Here is a 22,640-nt window from a genome sequence, read left to right as displayed (position 1 = left end):
AGACCGAATCAAAAATGTGTTGTACGAGCGCAGGATGGCCACGACATTAACGGGATGCCAAATTACGGCAAACGTAAACGAGAGAAGTGCGCCATTGTTCGCTTGAAGATCATTAATGACAAGTCCTCAGTGCGAGCCGATTCTTCTGCGTCGCGTGGTAACTCACGCGAACTGGAGGCAGACGCATTCATTCTCATGGCACCCGATACGACAGCGGAGCACGATGCAATCATTGAGCTTTTAAACAGTCGATATCGCGTGATGGGGATGAACCCGCGTTTCGCGATTTCAGGTCGCTTAGATCATTACGAGGTGCTTTGCACTTACTGGAGTGAAGCATGAATCTGCACCCAATCGCAGAACACCTTGAATTATCGGGCGTGGGCGTGCGCGCTAAAACCATTTTCATCAACATGATTCCAATCAATGTGAATAACGGCATCTTGCTGCGTAATCCATTGGTCGGCACAAAAATTGATTACGAGTTGGTTGGGTACATTCATTCAGAGTTTCAAATCATTGTCCGAGCGAGCGGATATGAGACAGGCGAAGCGCTGATGAAAAAGGCGTTTCAAGCGCTAACCCTGAGCCAACGTACACTCGGCAATCTACACATTCAAGAATGCTATCCAATGTTTGAACCTGTGGTTTACCCACTGTCAGACGGTAACTTGCTGGAGTTCTCAACGGACTTTCGCATTGTGGGCTATGAGGTGCCGTGATGGGATTGAAGAAAGGCAACATCAACAACATTCAACGTCGTTTGGCCAAGCTTTCAGAAATGCCTGTAACCATGGACCGCGAACTGCGAAACCTTGCGTTAGAAATGGGCGAAGTGGCAACGCACATGTCACCCATTTTAACAGGGCGATTGCGTAACAACATTCGCTACAGCCGTGTCGGTAGCGAACGTAACGCCAAAGGCCAATTCGTCAAAGGTGGTCTCGGCATTCACACCATTTCACTTGTGTATTCTCAAGACTACTTTTCACGCGTGCATAATGAAATGGCCGTGGGTCGCACAGGGCAAAAATATCAACCTTCTGAAAAGTCCATGGAAGCTGCAGCGGCAGGCGGTGAAATTGCTGGCGGTTTATTCATGCATCGCGCCATGCAAAAGTACCAACCAATCATTGCGGCGCGACTCGCTCAGGTGGCGAAGAAATTTATCCAAATACACTACTAATATGGACACAAACTGTCCATTTATGTTATTTTTCGCAATTAAAATAAGTCAGCGTTGACTTATTAAACGGAGAAAGATTGATGGCGAACAACAGTCCTCAAAACGTCAAATTAGGCGTATGTAAGGTATTCTACGGTGGCGTAGATTTAGGCTTTACCAAAGGTGGCGTGGAGGTGACGGTGGAAACCGAAGCCTATGAAGTTCAAGTTGACCAATATGGCAACACCCCAATTGACGAATACATCATGGGTCGTACCGTGAAGGTATCCGTTCCATTGGCTGAAACCACTTTGGAAAACTTAGTGGCAGTCATGCCGGGTGCCAAACTTGTAACTGACGCAGTAACTTCTAAGAAATCAGTGGTTGTGCCAACAGGTACAGGTGAGAGCCTATTGACTCACGCGAAAGAGTTGGTGTTAGTTCCGAAAGGCACAGGCATCAGCGATCTTCGTTTAAATGACGCGTTCCGCGTACCGAAGGCGGCAACGCCGGGTGCAATGAACTACTCATACAAACTGGATGAAGAACGCATCTTTAACTGTGAGTTTAAAGGTTACCCAGTGATCGAAGGCGGCTCGGAAGTTCTTTTCCAAGTTGGTGAAATCAAAAACCCTACAGGCCCATAATTATCAATTAAAAATAAGTCAACACTGACTTATTTTTAAGATAGAATAAACCCTGCATACACATGTAGGGTTTATTTTTGGAGACCACCTATGAAACTGCTTAATATTCAATCTTTGTCCGTTCAAACAAAACGTCAACTCAAAATTGGCGACGTTATCCATGAAGTAAAGCCACTTAAGGTATCGGACTTCATTCGTATCACTGAAAAAGCGCAAGAAATTGCCAACCTTGATCAAAATCAAGTCGATCACGCCCTGCAAGAAATCAAGCTCACCGTCGAAATGGTGCGCGCGTGCGTCCCAACAACAACCGACGAAGAACTTATGGACCTCGCTTTGCCTGAATTGCAAATGATCGCGGACTTCATTCGTGGTGTTGACTTCGATGAAGTGGTAAGCGTGGAAGAAAACGCAGATACGGAAGGGGTAGAGGGAAAGTAACACCACTACCGCCAGAAATTGAGGAGGTCGATTTCGGCTTCCTTTTCTGTCAGGTAGTCCATTTCTATCCCGCCCACACTTACGATGCCGTCCTCGACATGCCACTCAAAATGTTTTGGACATTGTGCAACAACATTCAACGCATCCAAGCCCGAGACGATCTACGCCGATTGTCAATTTCATCTACCGCAGCAATGGCGGGAGGTTTCGCGGGTTCAATCGATGCCTTAAGAGATTTAAGAGAGCAGTTGGCCATTGAAAGGGGCACGGTCATTAAGACTAAGTTTGACCCAATTCGTGAGGCTCAACTCGACCGAGCGGGACTTGAAAGTCTCAGATCAATGAGCGGAAGCACTAGGAAAATGGTGATCAGCAGTGAGTGAAGCCAACAATACGGTTCGCAATACGTTGACCCTTGAAGTGGGTCAATTTGATAAAGCGCTAGGGGAGTCCGTCAAGAAACTTGGCGTGCTCGACAACAAACTTGATAAAACCGCTCAGGAGGTCGCTCAGTTAGAGAAGACACTCAGCGGCTTGAATACCAATCTCGGCAGTTTGACCACTAAATTTGGCTTGTTAGATAAGTCACTTGGTAGTCAATTGCTGAAAATGAATGGCTTGAACAACATCACAGGCAATGCGGCGAAATCGACCAAAAAGCTTGCTGATGGCACCAAGCAACTTCACAAAGAAACCCAAAAGGCCGCAGAGCAAACCGACAAACTTGGTCAATTCACCAAGCGGTACGATGACAAGCTTGCCAAGCTGGGTAAAACTACAAAAGACGCCACCAAAGCCACTGCCGAACTGAAAACGAACGTCAATGAACTTGGTCGGGCGCAAAGCACTGCATCCAAAAATGCACTTAAATCTTCCGAAAAGTCACTGCAAAAGACTTTAGCCAACAATGAAAAAGAGCTAAAAAATCACAAGCAATCACTCCGAGAGATTTCACTTCTCAAGCGTGAAGCCGAGCAAAAGGTCGCAAAGGCACAGCAAGAATACAATTCTCGCTACTTTGGGCGCAACGCGAACTCGAAATCGCCACAAGCTGCGGCAATGCGCGACAATATCGCACAAAGCAAAAAAGAACTTGCTGGCGTAACTGCGGTACATGAAAAAGTCGCAAAAGTCGTTGGCGGGATTCAAGCACAAAACCTCAAGCTCAAAGACGGTGTTGATCTAGTCAACCGTCAGAATCAATCCCTGCAAGCGCAAGCAGCGTTAAAGACGCGCCTGACTGCAATGCAAGAAGCGCATAACAAGTCACTTGCGGAGCAGAACCGATTACAGCAAGAGCAGATTAAGCACACGCGTAATTTTGTAGGGCCGACCGCTTACGACAAAATGTCCTTTGGTCAACGCCGTGAAGCTGAAAAAGCCATGTCTAAGGCTTACTTGAACTCAAGTGGCTTTATTGGCCCTCACACACCGACAGCGGCGCAACTTGCACAACAGAAGTTCTACGCGCAGCGTGCTAACTTTGTTGGGCCACTAACCTACGCGCAAACCCCAAGACAGCAGATTCAAGCAACACTGGCACAACAGCGTCAGCAATATGCCGCTTCACCTAATTTTATGGGGCCATTGCCTGCAACTAAAGCACAGCGGCAGCAGCAAGCGTACTATCAAAACAGCAAGAACTTTGTTGGGCCATACCCATCAAATCACCCAAATAGCGTTCTGTCTTATGGCGCGCAGCAGTCGTTGTTGGCGCAGCAGCAGAAGCAACAGCAGGCCATGCACAACGCCCAAATGCAGAATTTGGTGCAGCAGCAGAGACAACAGCAGGCCATGCACCGCGAGCAAATGACCTTTGCTAAAGAGCTTGCCGCGATGTACGCGGGCATGAAGATGACACAAGCGTCAGGCGCGACCGTACGTCAAATGTCAAAGCTTGAACAGGCTCAAAGTCGTGTGAAATTGTGGAACTTGTCACAGGGCGAGGAAGATGAATTTTTCAGTAAGGCAGACGCACTTGCCAAGCAAGAAAAATACCTTTCACGCGCAGAGGCAACACAGATTCGCAACGATGCCATGTCGGCGATTGGTTACAACAATGTCGGCATTATGGATAAAACCATTACATCGGCTGCGCGAAATGTTCACGTTCTACGTGCTGCAGGCTTCGAGAATGGCGAACAGTCCGACTTGATGAAAAACATGTACGGCTTTGCCGAAGCACGTCAAGTCATGTACGACCCAGAGGAAGTGATTAAGTCCTTTGACGTACTGCGTCGTCTTGCCACCGTGTCAGGCGGTAAGATCAAAGTCGCCGATATTGAAACCGTCGCACGTAACATGGGTGACTTACGTCAATCCGTGTCTGCGGAAGGCTGGTTGTCTGTTGGTGCGCTTGCTGAACAATTTAAAACAGCGGGTGGCGGTAACGGTGGCGGCGGTGGTGTTGCGACTGTCGGTACGATGTTGAAAATGATGGCACTGTACGGTTCAGGTCGTACCATCACCAACCGTGCGGCAAGTCAATTGCTTGGCGCTGACATTCTGAATGTTTTTGATGGTGATGCCGCAGAGTCGTACACCAAAAACGCTAACTCTAACAAGCAATTCCAGAAGATGATCAAAAACGCAGGCTTCAAGGACGTAAAATCTATGTCCAACGACCCTGTGCGTTTCTTCGGCTCATTGCGTGGTCAAGTGCTTGACTACATGATGGCACCAAAAAACTTTGAGACCTTCTTTGGCGCGGGTGCAGACAAACACACCTACAACGCCAAGGGGCAAATGGTTAGCTCGAAGGGTCAGGTCGTTGACTCCAAAGAGCAAGATCAAACCGAAAACGCGGCAATCAAGCGATACCTTGCAACCATGGGTATTTCTAACAAAGCCGTAGATGGTTTGGCGCTAATGATGAACAAAGCGTTCATTAAGCGTGCCGAGCACGTGCGTGACTCCGCGATCAAGTCTGAAAGCGAAGAAGAAGCACTTAAAAACGTCCAAAACACATTCAAAGGTTCGGTGGAGAACTTACAGGGTGAAGCGAAAAAACTCGCAGAAGCCTTCTCTCCATTGTTGCCATACCTAACACAAGCCGTTGTGGGCTTTACAGGTCTTGTGAATGTTTTGGCGCAGTTTGTAGGTGACAACCCAGCAGCAGGCGCGTTCTTAGCTATAACGGTTGTGGGCGGTGGCTTAATTCTGACTTTGACAAGTCTGATTGGTAAGTTCTCGCTACTTCGCGGCGCAATGATGGGCCTAAAAGCGCTTTCTATTGGCGGCGCGGCAGCGGCATCTTTAGGTGCGGCAGCGACAGCGGCGACAGGCGCAACGACCGCAATTGGCGCGGCAGGCGCGGCAGCGGCAGCTACAGGTGGCAAGTTCACTGCGGTTGGTGTAGCAGGCGCAGCGGGCATGGGGCAGGCCGCATCAGCAACATCACGCGTCATCGGTGTATTGGGTGGCTTGCTGAAATGGGCTGGGTGGATCGGTCTTGCTGCAATGTTCGGTTGGGTGATTGGTAAATGGATTAGCGACGTAACCGTGGGTGGCTTGACCATCGGCGAACGTATGCAGAACCTTTATCTCGGCATCGAAACCGGATGGCGGTCAATGATCAACAACATCAGTGTTGTTTGGCAGACTTTCTTGTCATCGTTCAATGCTCAAAACGACGAAGTAATCGCCCAAACGCGTCAGCGCAAAAAGGAGATTGCCGAGTACAAAGAGAGTATGCGCATTAAGCCTACGTACGAGAAGTACAATGACAATGCGCAAAAAGTTGGCGCTGATCAGTGGGCGCTAACCAAAGGAAAGAAAGCGGGTGACACAATCACTCGTAACGGCAAGCCATACAAACTTACACAGCTCGATATCAATGCGGGTAATAAGTTTGGCGCATTGTCTCAAGCCGATCAGAAGTCGTACGACTATGTGGATAAAAACCGCTATCTAAAATCGCCAACAATCACCATCAACAGTGGCGATGGCGGACTTGCGGGCGATATGGTTAGGAACTTTAACAAAAATCGCAACAACTACAGTTACAGCGGCGACAAAAAATCAGACACCCCAACTCCCGTTCTTGACAACGCGCCTACCAACACCGCGCTGAACAACCCAACACCTTCGCACTTGGCTGATTACTCTAATACGCCTGCCGCAACGGGTGGCGGTGACGCTGCGCCGAAAGAGCGAGCGCCTAAGCAGGAGCGTGAATGGAATAACCCATTCTACGCAAGCATTCAAGATATCGATGCGCGTACTTTAAAATCGTTCCGCACCGATGAAGAATTAGGTGGAACGCCTGATTACGCCGCAATTGCGAAAGCCGAGTTCAAGCGTAAATGGGCGGGTGGAGACTTTGACCCGAACAACGACCCACGCAGCCGTATGTTTACCACGGGTAAATACGACAAAGCGAGTGGCGGCTGGACAGCAGATCAGATCGACTGGGCTGGAAAAGACGCAACTGGCTTTAGCGTGCAGGATTGGCTTGACAAAGAGGCGAAACGCTTACGCCTTGATGATATTGCCAAAGGTGTAAAACAAGCCGCTGAGCGCGTTGGCACAACACGTGAAACGCTCGCAATGTCGCTTGAGAACTACGACGCGGGAATTGACGTTGATAGCTCGCAGGGTGCTGCATTAAAGCGCCAGTTTGCACGTCAAGAGATCAAGACCCCTGCTGTTAAGGAGCACGACTATTACGAGAAATACAAGCTTGAGGCGTTAACCAATCAGGCAACCATTGACTTCGCTAACTTCGCTTTGGATACGAAAAAGTACAACGAGCAATTGCAAATTGAACTTTCCGACAGTGAGGTGGACAAGCGCCGTAAAACAGCACAGCTTGTTTACGACGAGGAAATGAAGAAGATCAAAGGTATTCGTGATTTGTTAGACGAGCAGATCGCCAAATACGAAGCTGCGGGTAAAACCGAGGAGGAAGCGTACAAACAGGCCGTTGCTGCCAAACTCAAGATGGAGGAAGACTTTACCTTTCGTATTCAGCTTGAGAATGAAAAGCGCGTCAAGGCTCAAGAAACCGCTACACAGCGCATGATGCGTCAGTACGGTGACTTAGGCACAAGTCTTGAAAACATCGGCGCAGATTGGACGAAACAGGCCATGGACACGGGTAAGAAATTACTTACTGGCCAAATGGACTGGAGCGACCTTGACTGGAAACAGATTGGCGCTGATGTAGCGGCTGATTTCGCAGGCTCATTCTTCGATAAGTTCATGTCCGACATGTACGAGTCGATGATGGGCGACACCAACTTCTTTGACTTGTTTAAGCAAATGACAGGTGGCGACACAGGTTGGTTTGCCAAACTTGGCGGTATGTTTGGTATTGGTGGCGAAACTCCAGTGGCAACCGAAGGTGACGGCACTGCGGCAGTCGTAAATGAAACCGCAAGTGCATTCGGCACCCTAAAAGACAAACTTAGTGGTGTATCGGGCAGCATGGGTGGTTTTTGGGACAGCATCAAGCAAACCACAAGCAGCTTATGGCAATTGGCTGGAGACGCAATTACCAAAGCCATTTCAGCGCTTGCAAGTTGGGCGACGAGCCTAATGACCTCACAGGCAGCAAGTGGCGGCAGCAGCACATTAAGCTCAATTGGTTCTTTAGTGAGTCTCGGCGCGTCAATGTTCGGTGGTGGCGGTGCTGACATGAGTTCTTTCGGAAGCGTACTGGCTGAAACAGGCGGTAGTGCGTCTGCGGGATTTGGCAGCACACCAGGACTCCAATTCGCTAAAGGTGGCGCGTTCACCAATGGTCTGTACGATTCACCAACGCCATTCATGTTCGCTAACGGTGGCACTTTCGGTAACTTGGGTGTCATGGGTGAGGCTGGTCCAGAGGCGGTAATGCCGCTGACGCGCGATTCATCAGGTCGTTTGGGCGTTGCTGCAAGCGGCATGGGTGGTTCTGCCGACATGACAAGTAATATGGTGAATATTACGATCAATGTTCAACAGGATGGTTCAAGTTCGGAATCGTCAAGTTCAGGCACACAGAGCGAGTGGAAGCAAATGGCTCAATCTGTACGCGCGGTGGTGGTTGATGAACTCGCACGCCAATCACGTCCGGGTGGAATCAATTATAAAAAATAACCTTTAAATTAAGTCAGCGCTGACTTATAATTCTTCGGAAGAATTGTTATAAGTTGGCGCTTTCTTATGGAATTTACATGGTCGCCAGATTTAGGCGCAAAACGATCATCAAAACCCGATGTGAATGTCACTAAATTTAATGGCTATGAATCCCGTACGCCAAAAAGTATCCACGCAAATTTGTTGACTTGGAGCTGCACCTTCACTGGGAACTTACCACTTGCCACTCTGATCGAGCAATTTCTTGCAGATCGAGGAGGGGTAGAGTCATTCGTTTGGACAGACCCGAAGGGTTATCGGAGCACATTCGTGTGTCGTGAATGGGACATGCGTCAAGCCAAGTTTGGTGTTTTTGAGGTTTCAGCGACCTTTGAAGAAGTCTTTGAGGTGAAATAATGGGCGAACGCATTTTAACCTCTGAAATTCAATCCCTTGAACGCTCGGCAACTGTCGAGCTTTTCACCCTCGATGCAACTCGAATGGGCGGCAATGTGCTGCACTTTCATTCGGGTGTAAATAACAACGGTCGTCCGATTGTATGGCAGGGTGTGACTTATCAACCTTTGCCGATTGAGTCAGACGGTTACGATATTTCCTCACAGGGTTCATTGCCTACACCAAAAATTCGTCTCGCCAATGTTCAGGGTCTTTTCTCAGCTTTGGCAATGGAGCTTGACAACCTGATTGGTGCGCGTCTCATTCGTCACCGCACTTTTGGTCGATTCCTTGATGCGGTGAACTTCCCATCGGGTAACCCAGAAGCAGACCCGACGCAGCACCACCCTGACGAACTTTGGTTCATTGATCGCAAGGTTTCAGAGACGCGTTTCCTCATCGAGTGGGAATTGGCGTCTGCGTTCGACTTGATGGGCGTGCAGTTGCCTTATGGTCAGATTATGAAACACGCCTGTCGTTGGCGCTACCGTTCTGCTGAATGCGGATGGACTGGTGGCTACTTTGACGAAGATGACAAACCGACCTCTGACAACGCCAAAGACCGCTGTGCCAAGCGCATTTCGTCTTGTGAGTGTCGTTTTGGGGATGATGCAGAATTGCCGTATGGCGGCTATCCGGGTGCTCAACAGTAATGAAAGAAAATCTAGTTGCTGAAATCCACCGCATCGGTGCAATGCGGTACCCAAACGAAGCGTGTGGCTTCGTTATTGCGCTTGATAACGGTCAATCTGTAGCGATTGAAGCGCGTAACGATGCGATCTACCCGAAGACTGAATTTCTGATCAACGTGGATGAATACCAACGTGCAGAAGATATGGGTGAGATCACTGGAGTATGGCACACGCACACCAACGGCAACACCGAACCTACAGAGGCAGATTTAGCAAGCTGCGAAGCAACGGGTGTGACTTGGTACATGTGCTGCGTAACAAAAGCAGGCGAGACATTTAGCTACTCAGACATGCGCGTTTTTGGCCCTACAGGGTACGAGCAAGACTACATCGGACGCCCTTATGTATTTGGCGTATTCGATTGCTGGACATTGTGCCGTGATTACTACCGTCGTGAGTTTGGCATTGAGCTAAAAGACTACCCGCGCATTCAAAACTACTGGCTTAAAGGGCATGACTTCTTTGGTGAAAAGTGGTCAGAAGTGGGCTTAGTGGATGTGCACGGCCAAGAGTTCCAAGTGGGTGACATTCTATTTTTTCAAACTGATGGCAGCGGCAAGCCAAGTCATTCAGCCATTTACATTGGCGATGAAACCATCCTGCATCACTGCGAAGGACACTTATCAGGTCGCAGCATGTATGGCGGCTATTGGCTTAAGCACACAGTCAAACATTTGAGGCACAAAAATCATGTTAGTTGAAGTATGCCTACAGGGCGAGTTGGGTAAAAAGTTTGGGCGCACGTGGAATTTAGCTGCACGTAATCCCAACCACGCATTGCGTTTAATCGACGCCAACACAGGTGGTTCGCTGTTGAACTGGATTCGTCAGAAGGCATCGCGCTTCGCGCATTATCGCGTGGTTTGTGAGTACGAAGACGGTCACAAAGAAACCCTAAGCGAAGACAGTTACGAGCTTGAGCGCGGCAAAATTAAACGCATCCGCTTCACACCTGTGATTAGCGGCGCGGGCAAAGGCGGCATTCTGCAAATCGTCGTTGGCGTGGTCATGATTGTCGGTGGTCTAATGACCGGCAACCCACTGATCGCGCTAAACGGCGCAATGATGTTGTTCGGTGGTATCTCCCAAATGCTTGCGCCAAAATCACGCAAAGGCTCGCGCAAAACCTCGCACTACTTCAACGGTACAGAACAAACGCAAGAGCAGGGCGCACCCGTACCCTTGATCTACGGGCGCTGTTTAGTTTCAGGTTTTCCAATCTCTGTCGCTACAACGGTCGATCAGCTTATTCAGGCGCGCGACATTGACACAGGCAAAATTTCAATAGGCAGTTGGGCAAGCTCAACTCCCACGCTCTAACCCGACTAAATTAGGAACATAGCATGAGCTTAGATGAAAAAAATTTGTATCCAATTGGCGGTCAGGGCGGTAGCGGCGGCGGTAGTACGCCAAGTGAAGACCCAGATACTTTGCAATCCCATACTTTTGTGTCAGTCATTGATTTGTTGGGCGAAGGTCAGATTGGCGGCTTAGTCGGCACAAACACAGTTGAAAAAGAAAAGTCGATCTACATCGACGGCACGCCAATGCGCACCAACGGTGGCACAGAGAACTTCAAAGGTGTGTCATGGACGGAGCGAACAGGCACACAAGACCAAAGCTACATTGACGGCTACGGCAGCATTGAGACCCCGACGTCTGTCAACGTACAGTTGAAATTCAACGTGCCAAAAGTGATCAGTATCACCAACTCACGTGTGGACGAAGTGCGCATCATTCTTGCCATTGGTGGCTTGATGGTGACTGAAAGTGATGGCGACATTCGCGGTTCATCTGTGAGCTTCTCAGTTGGTATGGCCACCAATAGCGGTGCGAGTAGCGAAGTTGCAGCACGCGCAATTAAAGGGAAAGCGTCATCACGTTATCAAGTGGCGTACACCGTTAAATTGCCAAAAGTAGCCAATGACGGCACGCCAATTACACGTTGGGACATTCAGGTCACACGCACAACGTCAGACAGCACTGAGGCGGGCACGCAAGACGACCTGTATTTCGACAGTTACTCGGAAGTGACCACCAAGAAGCTGACTTACCCAAACTCAGCGCTTGTCGCAACACGCGTGAACTCAGAGCACTTTAGCTCAATGCCTAAACGTGAATATCTCGTTGACGGCTTGCTCATTAAAGTGCCGAGCAACTATAACCACGTGACTCGAGAATATACAGGCATTTGGGATGGTTCATTTAAACTTGCCCCAACGAGCAACCCTGCTTGGATCATGTTTGATATTTTAACCAACAATCGTTATGGCTTAGGTGAGTACATTGATGCTGGATTGGTGGATGAGGCACGCTTGTATCAAATTGGTCGCTACTGTGACCAAATGGTTGATGACGGTTTCGGCAATTTAGAGCCGCGTTACACTATCAACTGCACCATTAATTCACGTGCCGAAGCGTATGATCTGATCACGGATATTTGTTCGGCGTTTAACGGCATGTCTTACTGGGCAGGCGGTCAGGTGGGCTTCACTATTGATGCGCCAAGTGACCCTGTTATGGCGTTCACTTCTGCCAACATTGAAGGTGAATTTAGCTACTCAGGCACAAGTGTAAAAGACCGTCACTCAATTGCGGTGGTGACATACAACGACCCAAAAGACGATTACAAGCAAGCCGTAGAATACGTTGAAGACCCTGATCTCATTGAGCGCTATGGCGTTCGTAAAATTGAGATTCAGGCATTTGGCTGTACTTCACGCGCGCAGGCACATCGTTACGGTCGTTGGATTCTATACACCGAACATCAGCAATCCGAAGTGTGCTCATTCACGGCGGGAATGGACGCATCAACATTGATGCCAGGCTCCATCGTCCAAATTCAAGATGAGCACCGCGCGGGCAAACGCTTTGGCGGTCGTCTCCTTTCATGCACTGCAACAAGTGCAATTTTGGACGATGACATTGACTTCACAGGTTTCGACACGGGCCTTAAATTTGCCGTGATGTTAGCGGATGGTTCGTTTGTTGAGCGTGAAATCGCCACTCACGTAACGCGCACCACAGTCATTGGCACAACAGGCAACACACATACCGCGACAGAAGTGACATGGGTAACGCCTTTGGAGAACCTTCCTGTGAGTCAGGCGGTATGGGTGATCTCTGCGCCAAACCTTGAGTTGGTTCAAGCGCGCGTAGTGGGTGTGAAGCAGGGTGTTGATCTGGACAAGTTCGACATTAGCGTCATTCCGCACAACCCAAATAAATACGCAGCCATTGAAAAGAATGTGATGTTGGAAGTTCCACCAACATCCATTTTAAGCTCGCGCAATCAAGTTCCGCCATCTGAGGTGCGCATTAAGCAAGAAGTCTTGGTGCATCAAGGTTTATCCAAAACTCGCCTTGTAATTGATTGGGAGCGTGCAGATAAAGCCATTCGTTACTCGGTTGAGTGGAAGCGAGACGAAGACAACTGGGTTCGCCTGCCTGAAACCGCAAATCTTTCTGCCGAAGTGGAAGACGTTTACACAGGCACATATATTGCGCGAGTAACCGCTATCGGCATGTCAGGTGCGCGTTCTTACCCTCAATATTCAGTCAGCGCTGACTTAACAGGAAAGAGCGGAAACCTTGCCCTTCCTGTGGCTTTTGAAGCGCATGGCATTTTGTTTGGCATGGAAATGAGTTGGGCCTACCCAGCAAACTCAAAAGACAGCTCACACGTGGTTATTGAGGTTTCAGACACCAACAATGTTGCTGATGCCAAATTACTTGCGGCAGTTCCATACCCTGCGACTACACATACCGTCACTGGCTTGATGGGGAATTTAACCCAATATTACCGCATCAAGCTCGTTGATAAGTCAGGCAATGAAAGTGAATTTACACCTTTCGTTTCTGCCAAAACACTTGAAGACCCTGAAATTCTAATTGAAATGCTGTCTGGCCACGTGGACAAAATTGTCTTATCGCCGGAAGTTGTGGACCAAATTGAACAAGCCACTGCGGACAATGCGCAAAACCGTGCTGATCTTTTGGCTGAAACAGCGGCTCGTATCGCTGAATTGCAGGCGACTCAAAATGACTTAGTTGCAGAGGTTGATGCGCGCACTGTAGGCGATGCAACAGAAGCAGCGGCACGTGCAGCCGCTATTGCATCAGAAGCGGATGCGCGTGCAACCGCCATTGCAACAGAAGCGGCAGCGCGCGCAACGGATATTGCATCAGAAGCGGCAGCACGCTCAACAGCTATTACAACCGCCATTGCAACAGAAGCGGCAGCGCGTTCAGCGGCTATTGCATCAGAAGCAGCAGCACGCGCAACGGATATTGCAACAGAAGCGGAAGCGCGCATTGCAGGCGACGCAACAGAAGCGGCAGAACGTGCAACCGCCATTGCATCAGCTATTGCAACAGAAGCGGCAGAACGTGCAACCGCCATTGCAAAAGAGGCGACAGATCGAGCTGCAGCACTGACTGCGGAATCAACAGCTCGCGCCAATGCGATAATGGCGGAAGAAACCGCGCGAAATGCCGCGATCAATGCCAAAGTGGCCGAAATCAACACCAATATCGCCACTCAGATTGACGCTGTTCAGGACGGCATTGATCAAGAGGTGATTGATCGCACTGACGCTGTAAGCGCTGTACGTGGTGAACTCAACACGTACAAAACAAGCAACGACAGTGCAGTCGCTACGGCATTGCAGAAGGTTGAAGCTGTAACGACCGCACACGACGCCACAGTGACAGAGCTTGATGCTTTGCAGTCAAGCTTTGAAGACTTATCTGGCGACCTCTCAGCGGCAACCACTGACTTGTCATCATTCAAGCAAACCGTTGCCAATGCCGATGCAGCACTTGGCACGCGTATCGACAACCTCGCCACAACGGTGAACAACAACAATACAGCCGTAAATGGCCGTATCGCTAATGTTGAAACGTCCGTAACAACGCTTGAAGGCAACGTAAACACCAAAACAAGCCAATTACAAAGCTCACTTGATACCACCAACGCCAATGTGACCGCTGCAACCAATGCAGCAAGCGCAGCGAATACGCTTGCAGGCGGCAAAGGCAAGGTGTTGTTCCAAAGCGCCACTCCCGCAGTGGCAGATCGCCTTAGTCAAAATCTTTGGATTGACACTACAAGTGGCACAAACACACCTAAGCGTTGGAACGGCACAGCATGGGTTGCAGTGACGGATAAAATCGCCACAGATGCACTGGCAGCGGCAAATGCTGCAGCCGCAACAGTAGCAACTAAAGCTGACGCCAGCGCTGTCTCTACGCTAACTACACGCGTAGCAACTGCTGAGGGTGCGATTACCTCTACATCAACAAAAGTGACCAACTTAGAAAACAGTGTAAACCATGCGACTACTGGCTTGGCAACCAAAGCTTCTACTTCGGCACTAAATACGCTAGATAGCAAAGTCACTACAATTGACGGCAAAGTAACCGCCAATACCTCTGATATTACAGCGTTGCAAAACCGCGTAACTCTAACAGAAGACGATCTTGAAACTAAGGCAGACGGTCAAGCGCTGACTGACCTTACAACGCGCGTAATCGCAACAGAAGGCAGTGTAAGCACTCAAGGTCAAAGCATTACTTCTTTGCAGGGTAGCTTGGCAACTACCAACACGAACGTAGGTACGGCGCAAACTACAGCCAATGCAAAAGGTAAAGTGATTTATTCAACCACTGCGCCTGCAACTGCTGACCGTTTGACCCAAAACCTTTGGATTGACACCACAAATAACGCCAATACACCTAAACGCTGGAATGGTACAGCTTGGGTTGCCGTTACCGATAAAGTTGCATCAGACGCATTAGCCGCGGCAAACACGGCAAATACGACTGTGGCGACTAAGGCAGATTCTTCTGCTGTAACCGCGTTGACTAACCGCGTGACAACTGCCGAGGGCACGATTACCACTCAAGGGCAGAATATCACCACACTTCAAGGCAACATAACTTCAATCAATGATGCTTTGGCGACAAAAGCCAGTGGAACAGCCTTATCGGATTTGGGAACTAGAGTAACCGCCACCGAAAACAACATCAGCACTCAGAGTCAAAGCATCACCTCATTAGAGGGGTCACTAAGCACCACAAACACAAATGTGACCGCTGCTCAGAATGCCGCCAACGCAGCAAATACATTAGCAGGCGGTAAAGGTAAAGTGCTGTACCAATCAACAGCTCCGGCAACCGCTGATCGTCTAAGTCAAAACCTTTGGATTGATACCACGGGTAACACAAACACGCCTAAACGCTGGAATGGTACAGCTTGGGTGGCGGTTACAGACAAAGTGGCAACAGATGCACTTGCAGCAGCGAATGCAGCCAACACGGCGGTTGCAACCAAAGCTGATGCGTCGGCGGTCAACACGCTAACCACACGTGTAAGCACAGCAGAGGGCACAATCACCTCTCAAGGCACGCGTGTTACAAACCTTGAAAACTCAGTGAACCATGCCACAACAGGTCTCGCAACCAAAGCATCAACCACTGCTTTGAACACGCTTGATGGCAAAGTCACCACGGTTGACGGCAAAACAACGGCCAATACCAACGACATTACTTCTTTAAGTGGTCGAGTGACTACAGTTGAAGGAACAGTCGCAACCAAAGCGGATGCTACAGCATTAAACAATTACTATACTAAAACACAGTCTGACTCTGCCTTGGCAGGTCAAGTAACTGCATTTGATGCTAAGTTACGGACTCTACCTAGCCAAGGTGAAAACTTAGTGCCTAATGGTACTTTTGATCCTAACCTTCCTTCGTATGGTTTTACAAGTATTCCATCAGATTCAGAAGGCGTGCCTGAAGGCTGCCCGTTCCCTTATGTTACCCGATTAGCTAATCGTGATCACTTTTTGGATACAAGTAAGACTACCAACATTCCTTGTAAAGCAGGCGATGTTTACGAGATCAGTGTATTGGTTGCGTGTGCAACAGGCACTGCGCAGTTCAACTTGTATACTTATCGCCGTAATTCTGCCACTACAAACTCTAACCTAGTGGCTGCACGTATTGGTGGTGTAACTGCTACCGAAGGTACTACATGGAAACGCCTTACTGTACGTTGGACTGTGCCCGCACACGCAACGCACCAGTTCTTTGTACCATTCTTGCAGATTGATCAAAATTCACCGTGGGGAACGGTGTGGTATGCAACAGATTGGTCATGCGTAAACGTAACTGCAGGCGCAAAAGCGCAGAATGTTGCTGACGCCAACGCTACAGCCATTAACACAACCAACGCCGAAGTAACACGGATTAACGGCGTTGTTGCAGCGCAAGGCACAAGCATTACCAATCTGCAAAGCGAGTTGACTACCGCGAATAATAATATAGCCACGAAGGCAGATGGCTCGGCGGTAACTGCACTAACTACGCGAGTGAGTAACGCCGAAGGGGTCAATACTTCGCAGGGCAGCGCAATCACCTCCCTAGAAAATACAGTTAATCATTCAACTACGGGACTCGCGTCTAAAGCATCAAGCGCGGCCCTTACTGCTGTGGACAATAAAGTAACGGCGGCTAACGGGCGTATTGATACTACCAATTCAAACGTAACCGCACTTACAGGACGCGTCTCTACGGTTGAAGGAGCTGTAGCTACTAAGGCAGAAGCGTCAGCACTTACTGCGCTTACTACTCGTGTGACGAATGCAGAGGGTGTGAACACATCACAAGGCACGGCGATTACTACGCTACAGAATACGATTAATCACGCAACTACTGGATTAGCGACTAAAGCGTCAAGTTCTGCCTTAACTGCGACCAATAGCGAAGTTACCCGCATTAATGGTGTGGTTACTGGGCATACTAACCAATTAACGCAACTTGCGTCCGATATAACCACAATTAACGGTACTTTGGCGACTAAGGCAAATGCCTCGGCTCTAAGTGATATGTACACCAAAACGCAGGCTGACGATAAGGCAACTGAAATTGCGGCTGGAAAAGTTGAAGAGTTTAAAGCGTCCTTAAATGTTGGTGGCGTGAACATGCTAAGCGACAGCGATAAGTCAGGGTCGCCTGTGCTTTTGCGATCCCACGCAACTTCCTTTAGTCAGTACAAAGTATCTGCCGACCCTGAGTGTGTAAACACTCCAATAACGCAAGATACTCAAGTTACGCTTACAATTTGGTACTTGGAGCATTCAGAAGGGTTTGGAACATCTAAACCATTTACGAGCGTGACTGTAGGTAAGGCTGCCGTTGGTGACGGTTGGTCGGCGCGATTAAATAGGGCTAACACCAAAATTACGAAAGAAGGTGCTTACTTCAAATGCGTAGGTACATTAAAGCTCTCTGCAGGCTCTACGCTGCTTAACAGTGATGGTATCGTTATTATCCTTGAGGATACAACGCAGACCACAGGTATGCAGTTTGTACGTGCTCAACTTGAGTATGGTAACGTGGCTACGGCATGGTCGCCTTCTCAAGCTACTGTCAATAACAAGATTGATGCTAACGCCACTGCAATCGAAAATACTAACGCTGAGGTTAGTAGGGTAGATGGACGTGTAACCACAGAGGCCAATCGGATAACGTCACTTACTGGACGCGTTTCCACCGTAGAGGGCGCGGTCAGCACCAAAGCTGACGCTTCTGCGCTCAACTCCCTTACAACGCGAGTCGCCACCGAAGAAGGTAAATCTACTTCGCAAGGTAATGCCATCACTGCCTTACAGAACACCGTGAATCATGCGACAACGGGACTGAGTACGAAAGCGTCTTCTGCGGCACTTACCACGCTAGATAATAAAGTCACAGCGATAGATGGACGTGTAACGTCTAACAGCTCGTCTATAACTTCATTAAATAACTCGCTTACCACGACCAACACCAATGTAACTGCGGCACAAACGGCAGCTACAAACGCCATGACTGCGGCAGGGCAGAAAGGTAAAGTTATTTTCGGTACTACCGCACCAGTCGCCGCTGATCAGTTATCTCAAAATCTGTGGATAGACACCACTGGGAACGCTAACACGCCTAAACGATGGAATGGTACAGCGTGGGTAGTGGTGACTGATAAAGTTGCTACAGACGCATTAGCTGCGGCTAACGCGGCTAGTAGCCTCGCAGCGACTAAAGCGGACTCCTCTGCACTGACCGCACTGGATAACAAGGTCACTACCATAGACGGCAAAGTTACCACTAACGCATCAAATATCACTACGCTGCAAGGCAAAGTAACCACTGTGGAAAATGGGTTAGCGACTAAAGCGGAAGGGTCAGCGTTATCAGCATTAACCACACGTGTATCCAATGCAGAAGGTGTGAACACTTCGCAAGGCTCAGCTATTACTACGTTACAGAACACCGTAAACCACGCTACTACAGGGCTGGCTACTAAGGCCTCTACTTCTGCGCTAAATACGCTTGATAGCAAGGTTACAGGTATTGATGGGCGCGTTACAGCTAATGCAACAAGCATCACAAACCTACAGTCAGGCTTAGCAACGGCGAATAATAATATCGCGACGAAGGCTGACGGCAGTGCATTGACCGCATTAACTACACGAGTGTCCAATACCGAGACTGCGTTAGATACTCAATCCACATCGATCACTAACCTAAACTCAAGTTTAGCTACCACAAACACCAATGTTGCTACGGCACAGCAAGCGGCCACCAACGCGGCTACTCTTGCTGGCGGTAAAGGCAAAGTTCTTGTGCAGTCTACGGCTCCCGCGGTCGAAGATCGGCTCGCGCAAAACTTATGGATTGACACAACGAGCAACGCCAACACACCTAAGCGCTGGACAGGCAGCGCATGGGTTGCGGTGACTGATAAAGTAGCTACAGACGCAGCAACAGCAGCGGCAGCAGCTCAGGCTACTGCAAATACCAAAGCCGACGCTGCGGCACTAACTTCACTAACCACACGCGTTAGCTCTGCCGAAGGCAACATTACCTCTCAAGGCACACGCGTAACCAACCTTGAGAACTCGGTCAATCATGCAACCACTGGCTTAGCGTCAAAAGCATCATCTGCGGCGCTTACGACGCTTGACAGTAAGGTTACAGCCATTGACGGACGCGTTACGACCAACTCGTCGAACATTACAACGCTTCAAGGCAAAGTTACAGTAGTCGAGAATGGTCTTGCAACCAAAGCAGATGGTAGTGCTTTGTCTGCCTTAACAACAAGAGTGTCTAATGCGGAAGGTGAGCTATCTAGCCAATCTTCTAAAGTAACAAAGTTGGAAGCTGGTGTTGGCAATACGAGTACATATGTCATTTCTACAAGCCGTAATGGAGGCTTTCGTGAAGGTGGTTTACCTTGGGGTCTGTACAACGCAACGCTAACAAGATTAGCTGTGTTTTCACGTGGATTTAACTTGGTGGTTTGGGCTAATGATGGTAGTTACTCAAGCGTTCAAAGGTTTGATACCTACGGCTCAACAGCTAATATTGCTTCTTTAGCTACTGCACTTTTAGCTTTACCCGTAAATACTTACTTTACTTTAGTTGGAGCGGATAACATAGGTACTGCCGCAGCTCTACAAGGGAATGTTGAACTTAAGAACTTTGTAATAGCTAATGGTGGGTCAGCTACTTACTATTCAACATGGGGTGGTAATAATCTACCTATCTTCACCTCAATGGTAGGAACGGGCACAGGCACAGGTATTCAACACTCATTTAACTCCAACATAACAAATGACTGGATTAAGTACCCTATAAGCCTTATCAGTGGAATACCTGAAGGTTTTGCAGGCGCGCAACCTATAGATGAATCTAAGTTTGCGACAGCAAGTGCATTGTCAACACTAGATTCCAAAGTTACCGCCATTGATGGCAGAGTTACCACGAATGCTAGTTCTATTACCAATCTACAAGCTGGACTTACTACAACAAACAACAACGTAGCTACCAAAGCAGACGGCGCAGCACTTACTGCACTCACCACACGTGTAAGCACAGCGGAGGGGAATATCACCTCTCAAAGTACGCGCATTACAAACCTTGAGAACTCAGTAAACAGCGCCACGAATGGTTTAGCAACGAAAGCATCAAGCACTGCTTTGGACACGTTAAGCAACAAGGTAAATCATTCAACAACGGGTCTGGACGCAATTGCGAACAAAGCAACAGCGCTTGAAACCAAAGTGAACGCGATCAAGGTGGGTGGTTCTAACCTATTCGCCTTGAAAGAGTTGCGCCGCTATAACGCAGGCACGCTCTACACAACGACTGGCACTTACTTCACTGTAGCTGGAACTCAAATCACAGGTGCGGGCATGGCTGCGACCGACCGTATTGGTAACGCCATTCCATACACAGAGGGACAAGATTTAACCATTGCCTTTACTGTGGTGAGCAACATCACAGATGCCAATATCTACTATCGCTGCCTAAATGCTTCTGGAGCACAAACCAAAGCACAAACCACAGCGGTAGCAACGATCACGGGCACGCGTTACACCTTGACCTTGCCTGCATCAAGTTTCCCTGCTGGAACAGCAACGGTCAATCTGGGCTTTGGAGGCACAGCGACCAACCCTGTCGTAAAAGACGTGGTGGTTCAACTGGGCAACATGGCGACCGCGTGGACAGAATCGTACCGCGATAGCCCTGATATGACGTTATACGCAGGGGCGCAAGCGCTTACGGACCTCACCACTCGGGTAACCACCGCAGAGGGCAAGATCACCTCGCAGGCGACGTCGATCACCAATCTATCAACAACAGTTGGCAATCAAACGACAAGCATCAGCACGCTCACAACCTCAGTGAACGGTATCAATGCAAGTCATACGGTGAAAATCAACAACAACGGCTACTCGGCTGGATTTGGTTTGATTTCAACAGGTGTGAATGGCGTAACGACCTCTGCGTTCAAGGTGGATGCTGACTTCTTTGAAGTGGGCAAATCTGGAACAGGGATTAAGCCATTCATCATTGTGACTTCTGCCAATCAGATCATCGAGGGTGTAACTTACCCAAGTGCCGGCACATATATAAACTCAGCGAAGATCGCCAATGCGACGATCAAGTTGGCGCATATTGATACAGCGAGTATCGGGAGTTTGAGTGCGATTAGTGCCAACTTAGGAACAATTCAAGTTGGTGCTGCAAATATTGAGGATGGTGCTATCACGACTGCTAAGATTGACAATTTAGCAGTGACTTCGGCAGTCATTGCAGATGGTGCTATCACTACGGCAAAAATTGGAGACTTACAGGTTGATACTTTAAAGATTAAGGATGAGGCTGTGACTGTCGGTGTTGCAGCTCAAGGCGTGCCATCTTTAGCCATTGAGACCAGTGGAGGTAAGGTTAATGTGACGTTTGGTGTGAATATTTCATTTGATAATACAATAGCAACCACAAGAACGTTATACCTGCGAATACTGCGCGGTGATGTCGAAATTAAGCGTTTTTCTATAAATTCTGTACCAAACGGTTACGGCGATGAGGTTTTTCGATTGCTGCAAGCTTTACCTCCGATCGTAGACAACCCAGCAGCGGGAGTTCATGTGTATAAATTACAGTATATACTTAGTACACTCGGTCAAACTGTACCGCCATTCAAAGATATTACTACAAGCACTATAGAGATTAAATCGCAAAATATCTCTATATCTTTAAGTGAGGTGAAAAAATGATCAGGAGTTTACTTAACTCAGATGGCTCAATCATTTGCAGGGTGAGCGGCTCTGATGAAATGGTTGGGTTAAATACCCCAACAAACACCATCTACATCGATGATATAGAGCCAAGCTTACCAACTGATTATTGGGACTTTAATCTACAGCAATTCATAAGTATCGGCGAACCACCATCGCCACATTTCATATTTGATTATGGGATCAAGCAATGGGTTGATCCGCGCTCCATTGATGACATCAAAGCTCAGAAGTGGACTGAGATTAAATCGCAGCGTGATCAGCTTGAGTTCGGTGGCTTCGAATTTGAGGGGAATATCTATGACTCAGACCAAGTTTCACAAGGGCGTATCATGGGCGCAGCCGCTGCTGGTGTAGATCGGACTTGGACTTTAGCCGACAATACAACAGTCGAGTTAAGCGCATCACAGTTGCGGCAACTCTATGTAGCGCTGCAAGTCCACATTGCAAGCGTTCACGAAAGGGGGCGCATTGCTAGACAACTCATCTTTGATGCTGAAACAAAAGAACAGGTTGAATTAGTCCAGTTATAGCACCTTCGGGTGCTTTTTTATTG

The 22,640-nt window shown here is 48.6% G+C and carries 13 protein-coding genes; all 13 read left to right on the top strand.

What is annotated here, in order from left to right; translation table 11 throughout:
• Positions 1-129 precede the first annotated feature (129 nt).
• Positions 130-342, top strand: a complete 213-nt coding sequence (locus AC4CU2_RS18255) for a hypothetical protein (protein ID WP_490769310.1) — start codon at positions 130-132, stop codon at positions 340-342.
• Positions 339-722, top strand: a complete 384-nt coding sequence (locus tag AC4CU2_RS18250; RefSeq protein ID WP_490769309.1) for a minor capsid protein — start codon at positions 339-341, stop codon at positions 720-722. Before AC4CU2_RS18255 ends, AC4CU2_RS18250 begins: the two co-directional genes overlap by 4 nt.
• On the top strand, positions 722-1,186 hold the full coding sequence (locus tag AC4CU2_RS18245; protein WP_279690193.1) for an HK97 gp10 family phage protein: 465 nt from the start codon (positions 722-724) through the stop codon (positions 1,184-1,186). Before AC4CU2_RS18250 ends, AC4CU2_RS18245 begins: the two co-directional genes overlap by 1 nt.
• A gap of 80 nt (positions 1,187-1,266) precedes the next feature.
• On the top strand, positions 1,267-1,812 hold the full coding sequence (locus AC4CU2_RS18240) for a hypothetical protein (RefSeq protein ID WP_490769308.1): 546 nt from the start codon (positions 1,267-1,269) through the stop codon (positions 1,810-1,812).
• A gap of 90 nt (positions 1,813-1,902) precedes the next feature.
• Entirely contained in the window at positions 1,903-2,253 is a 351-nt protein-coding gene (locus AC4CU2_RS18235) for a hypothetical protein (RefSeq protein WP_279690189.1), read from the top strand.
• Positions 2,254-2,351: 98 nt separating this feature from the next.
• On the top strand, positions 2,352-2,636 hold the full coding sequence (locus AC4CU2_RS18230) for a hypothetical protein (RefSeq protein WP_279690187.1): 285 nt from the start codon (positions 2,352-2,354) through the stop codon (positions 2,634-2,636).
• Positions 2,629-8,334 (top strand): phage tail tape measure protein, encoded by a 5,706-nt coding sequence (locus AC4CU2_RS18225; protein ID WP_490769307.1) that lies wholly within the window; start codon positions 2,629-2,631, stop codon positions 8,332-8,334. The genes AC4CU2_RS18230 and AC4CU2_RS18225 overlap by 8 nt, the downstream gene beginning before the upstream one ends.
• A 66-nt stretch (positions 8,335-8,400) precedes the next feature.
• A complete protein-coding gene (locus AC4CU2_RS18220) occupies positions 8,401-8,730 on the top strand; it encodes a phage tail protein (protein WP_279690184.1) in 330 nt (109 codons plus the stop codon).
• Positions 8,730-9,422, top strand: a complete 693-nt coding sequence (locus AC4CU2_RS18215) for a phage minor tail protein L (RefSeq protein ID WP_490769306.1) — start codon at positions 8,730-8,732, stop codon at positions 9,420-9,422. Before AC4CU2_RS18220 ends, AC4CU2_RS18215 begins: the two co-directional genes overlap by 1 nt.
• Positions 9,422-10,162 carry a C40 family peptidase gene (locus AC4CU2_RS18210; RefSeq protein ID WP_490769305.1) on the top strand — a complete coding sequence of 247 codons (741 nt, stop codon included), beginning with the start codon at positions 9,422-9,424 and terminating at the stop codon, positions 10,160-10,162. The genes AC4CU2_RS18215 and AC4CU2_RS18210 overlap by 1 nt, the downstream gene beginning before the upstream one ends.
• Positions 10,152-10,781, top strand: a complete 630-nt coding sequence (locus tag AC4CU2_RS18205) for a tail assembly protein (protein ID WP_490769304.1) — start codon at positions 10,152-10,154, stop codon at positions 10,779-10,781. The genes AC4CU2_RS18210 and AC4CU2_RS18205 overlap by 11 nt, the downstream gene beginning before the upstream one ends.
• A 23-nt stretch (positions 10,782-10,804) precedes the next feature.
• The gene (gene gpJ / locus AC4CU2_RS18200; protein ID WP_490769303.1) at positions 10,805-22,063 is read left to right on the top strand and encodes a TipJ family phage tail tip protein; all 11,259 of its coding nucleotides are present in this window, start codon (positions 10,805-10,807) and stop codon (positions 22,061-22,063) included.
• Positions 22,060-22,617: a DUF4376 domain-containing protein gene (locus AC4CU2_RS18195; RefSeq protein WP_490769302.1), complete on the top strand. Its 558-nt coding sequence runs from the start codon at positions 22,060-22,062 to the stop codon at positions 22,615-22,617. The genes gpJ and AC4CU2_RS18195 overlap by 4 nt, the downstream gene beginning before the upstream one ends.
• Positions 22,618-22,640: the final 23 nt, after the last annotated feature.

It is taken from the genome of Acinetobacter sp. 797_lipA (assembly GCF_058243025.1).
The sequence above is the reverse complement of the archived record's forward strand: the minus strand, read 5'-3'. Positions and strand labels throughout refer to the sequence as shown.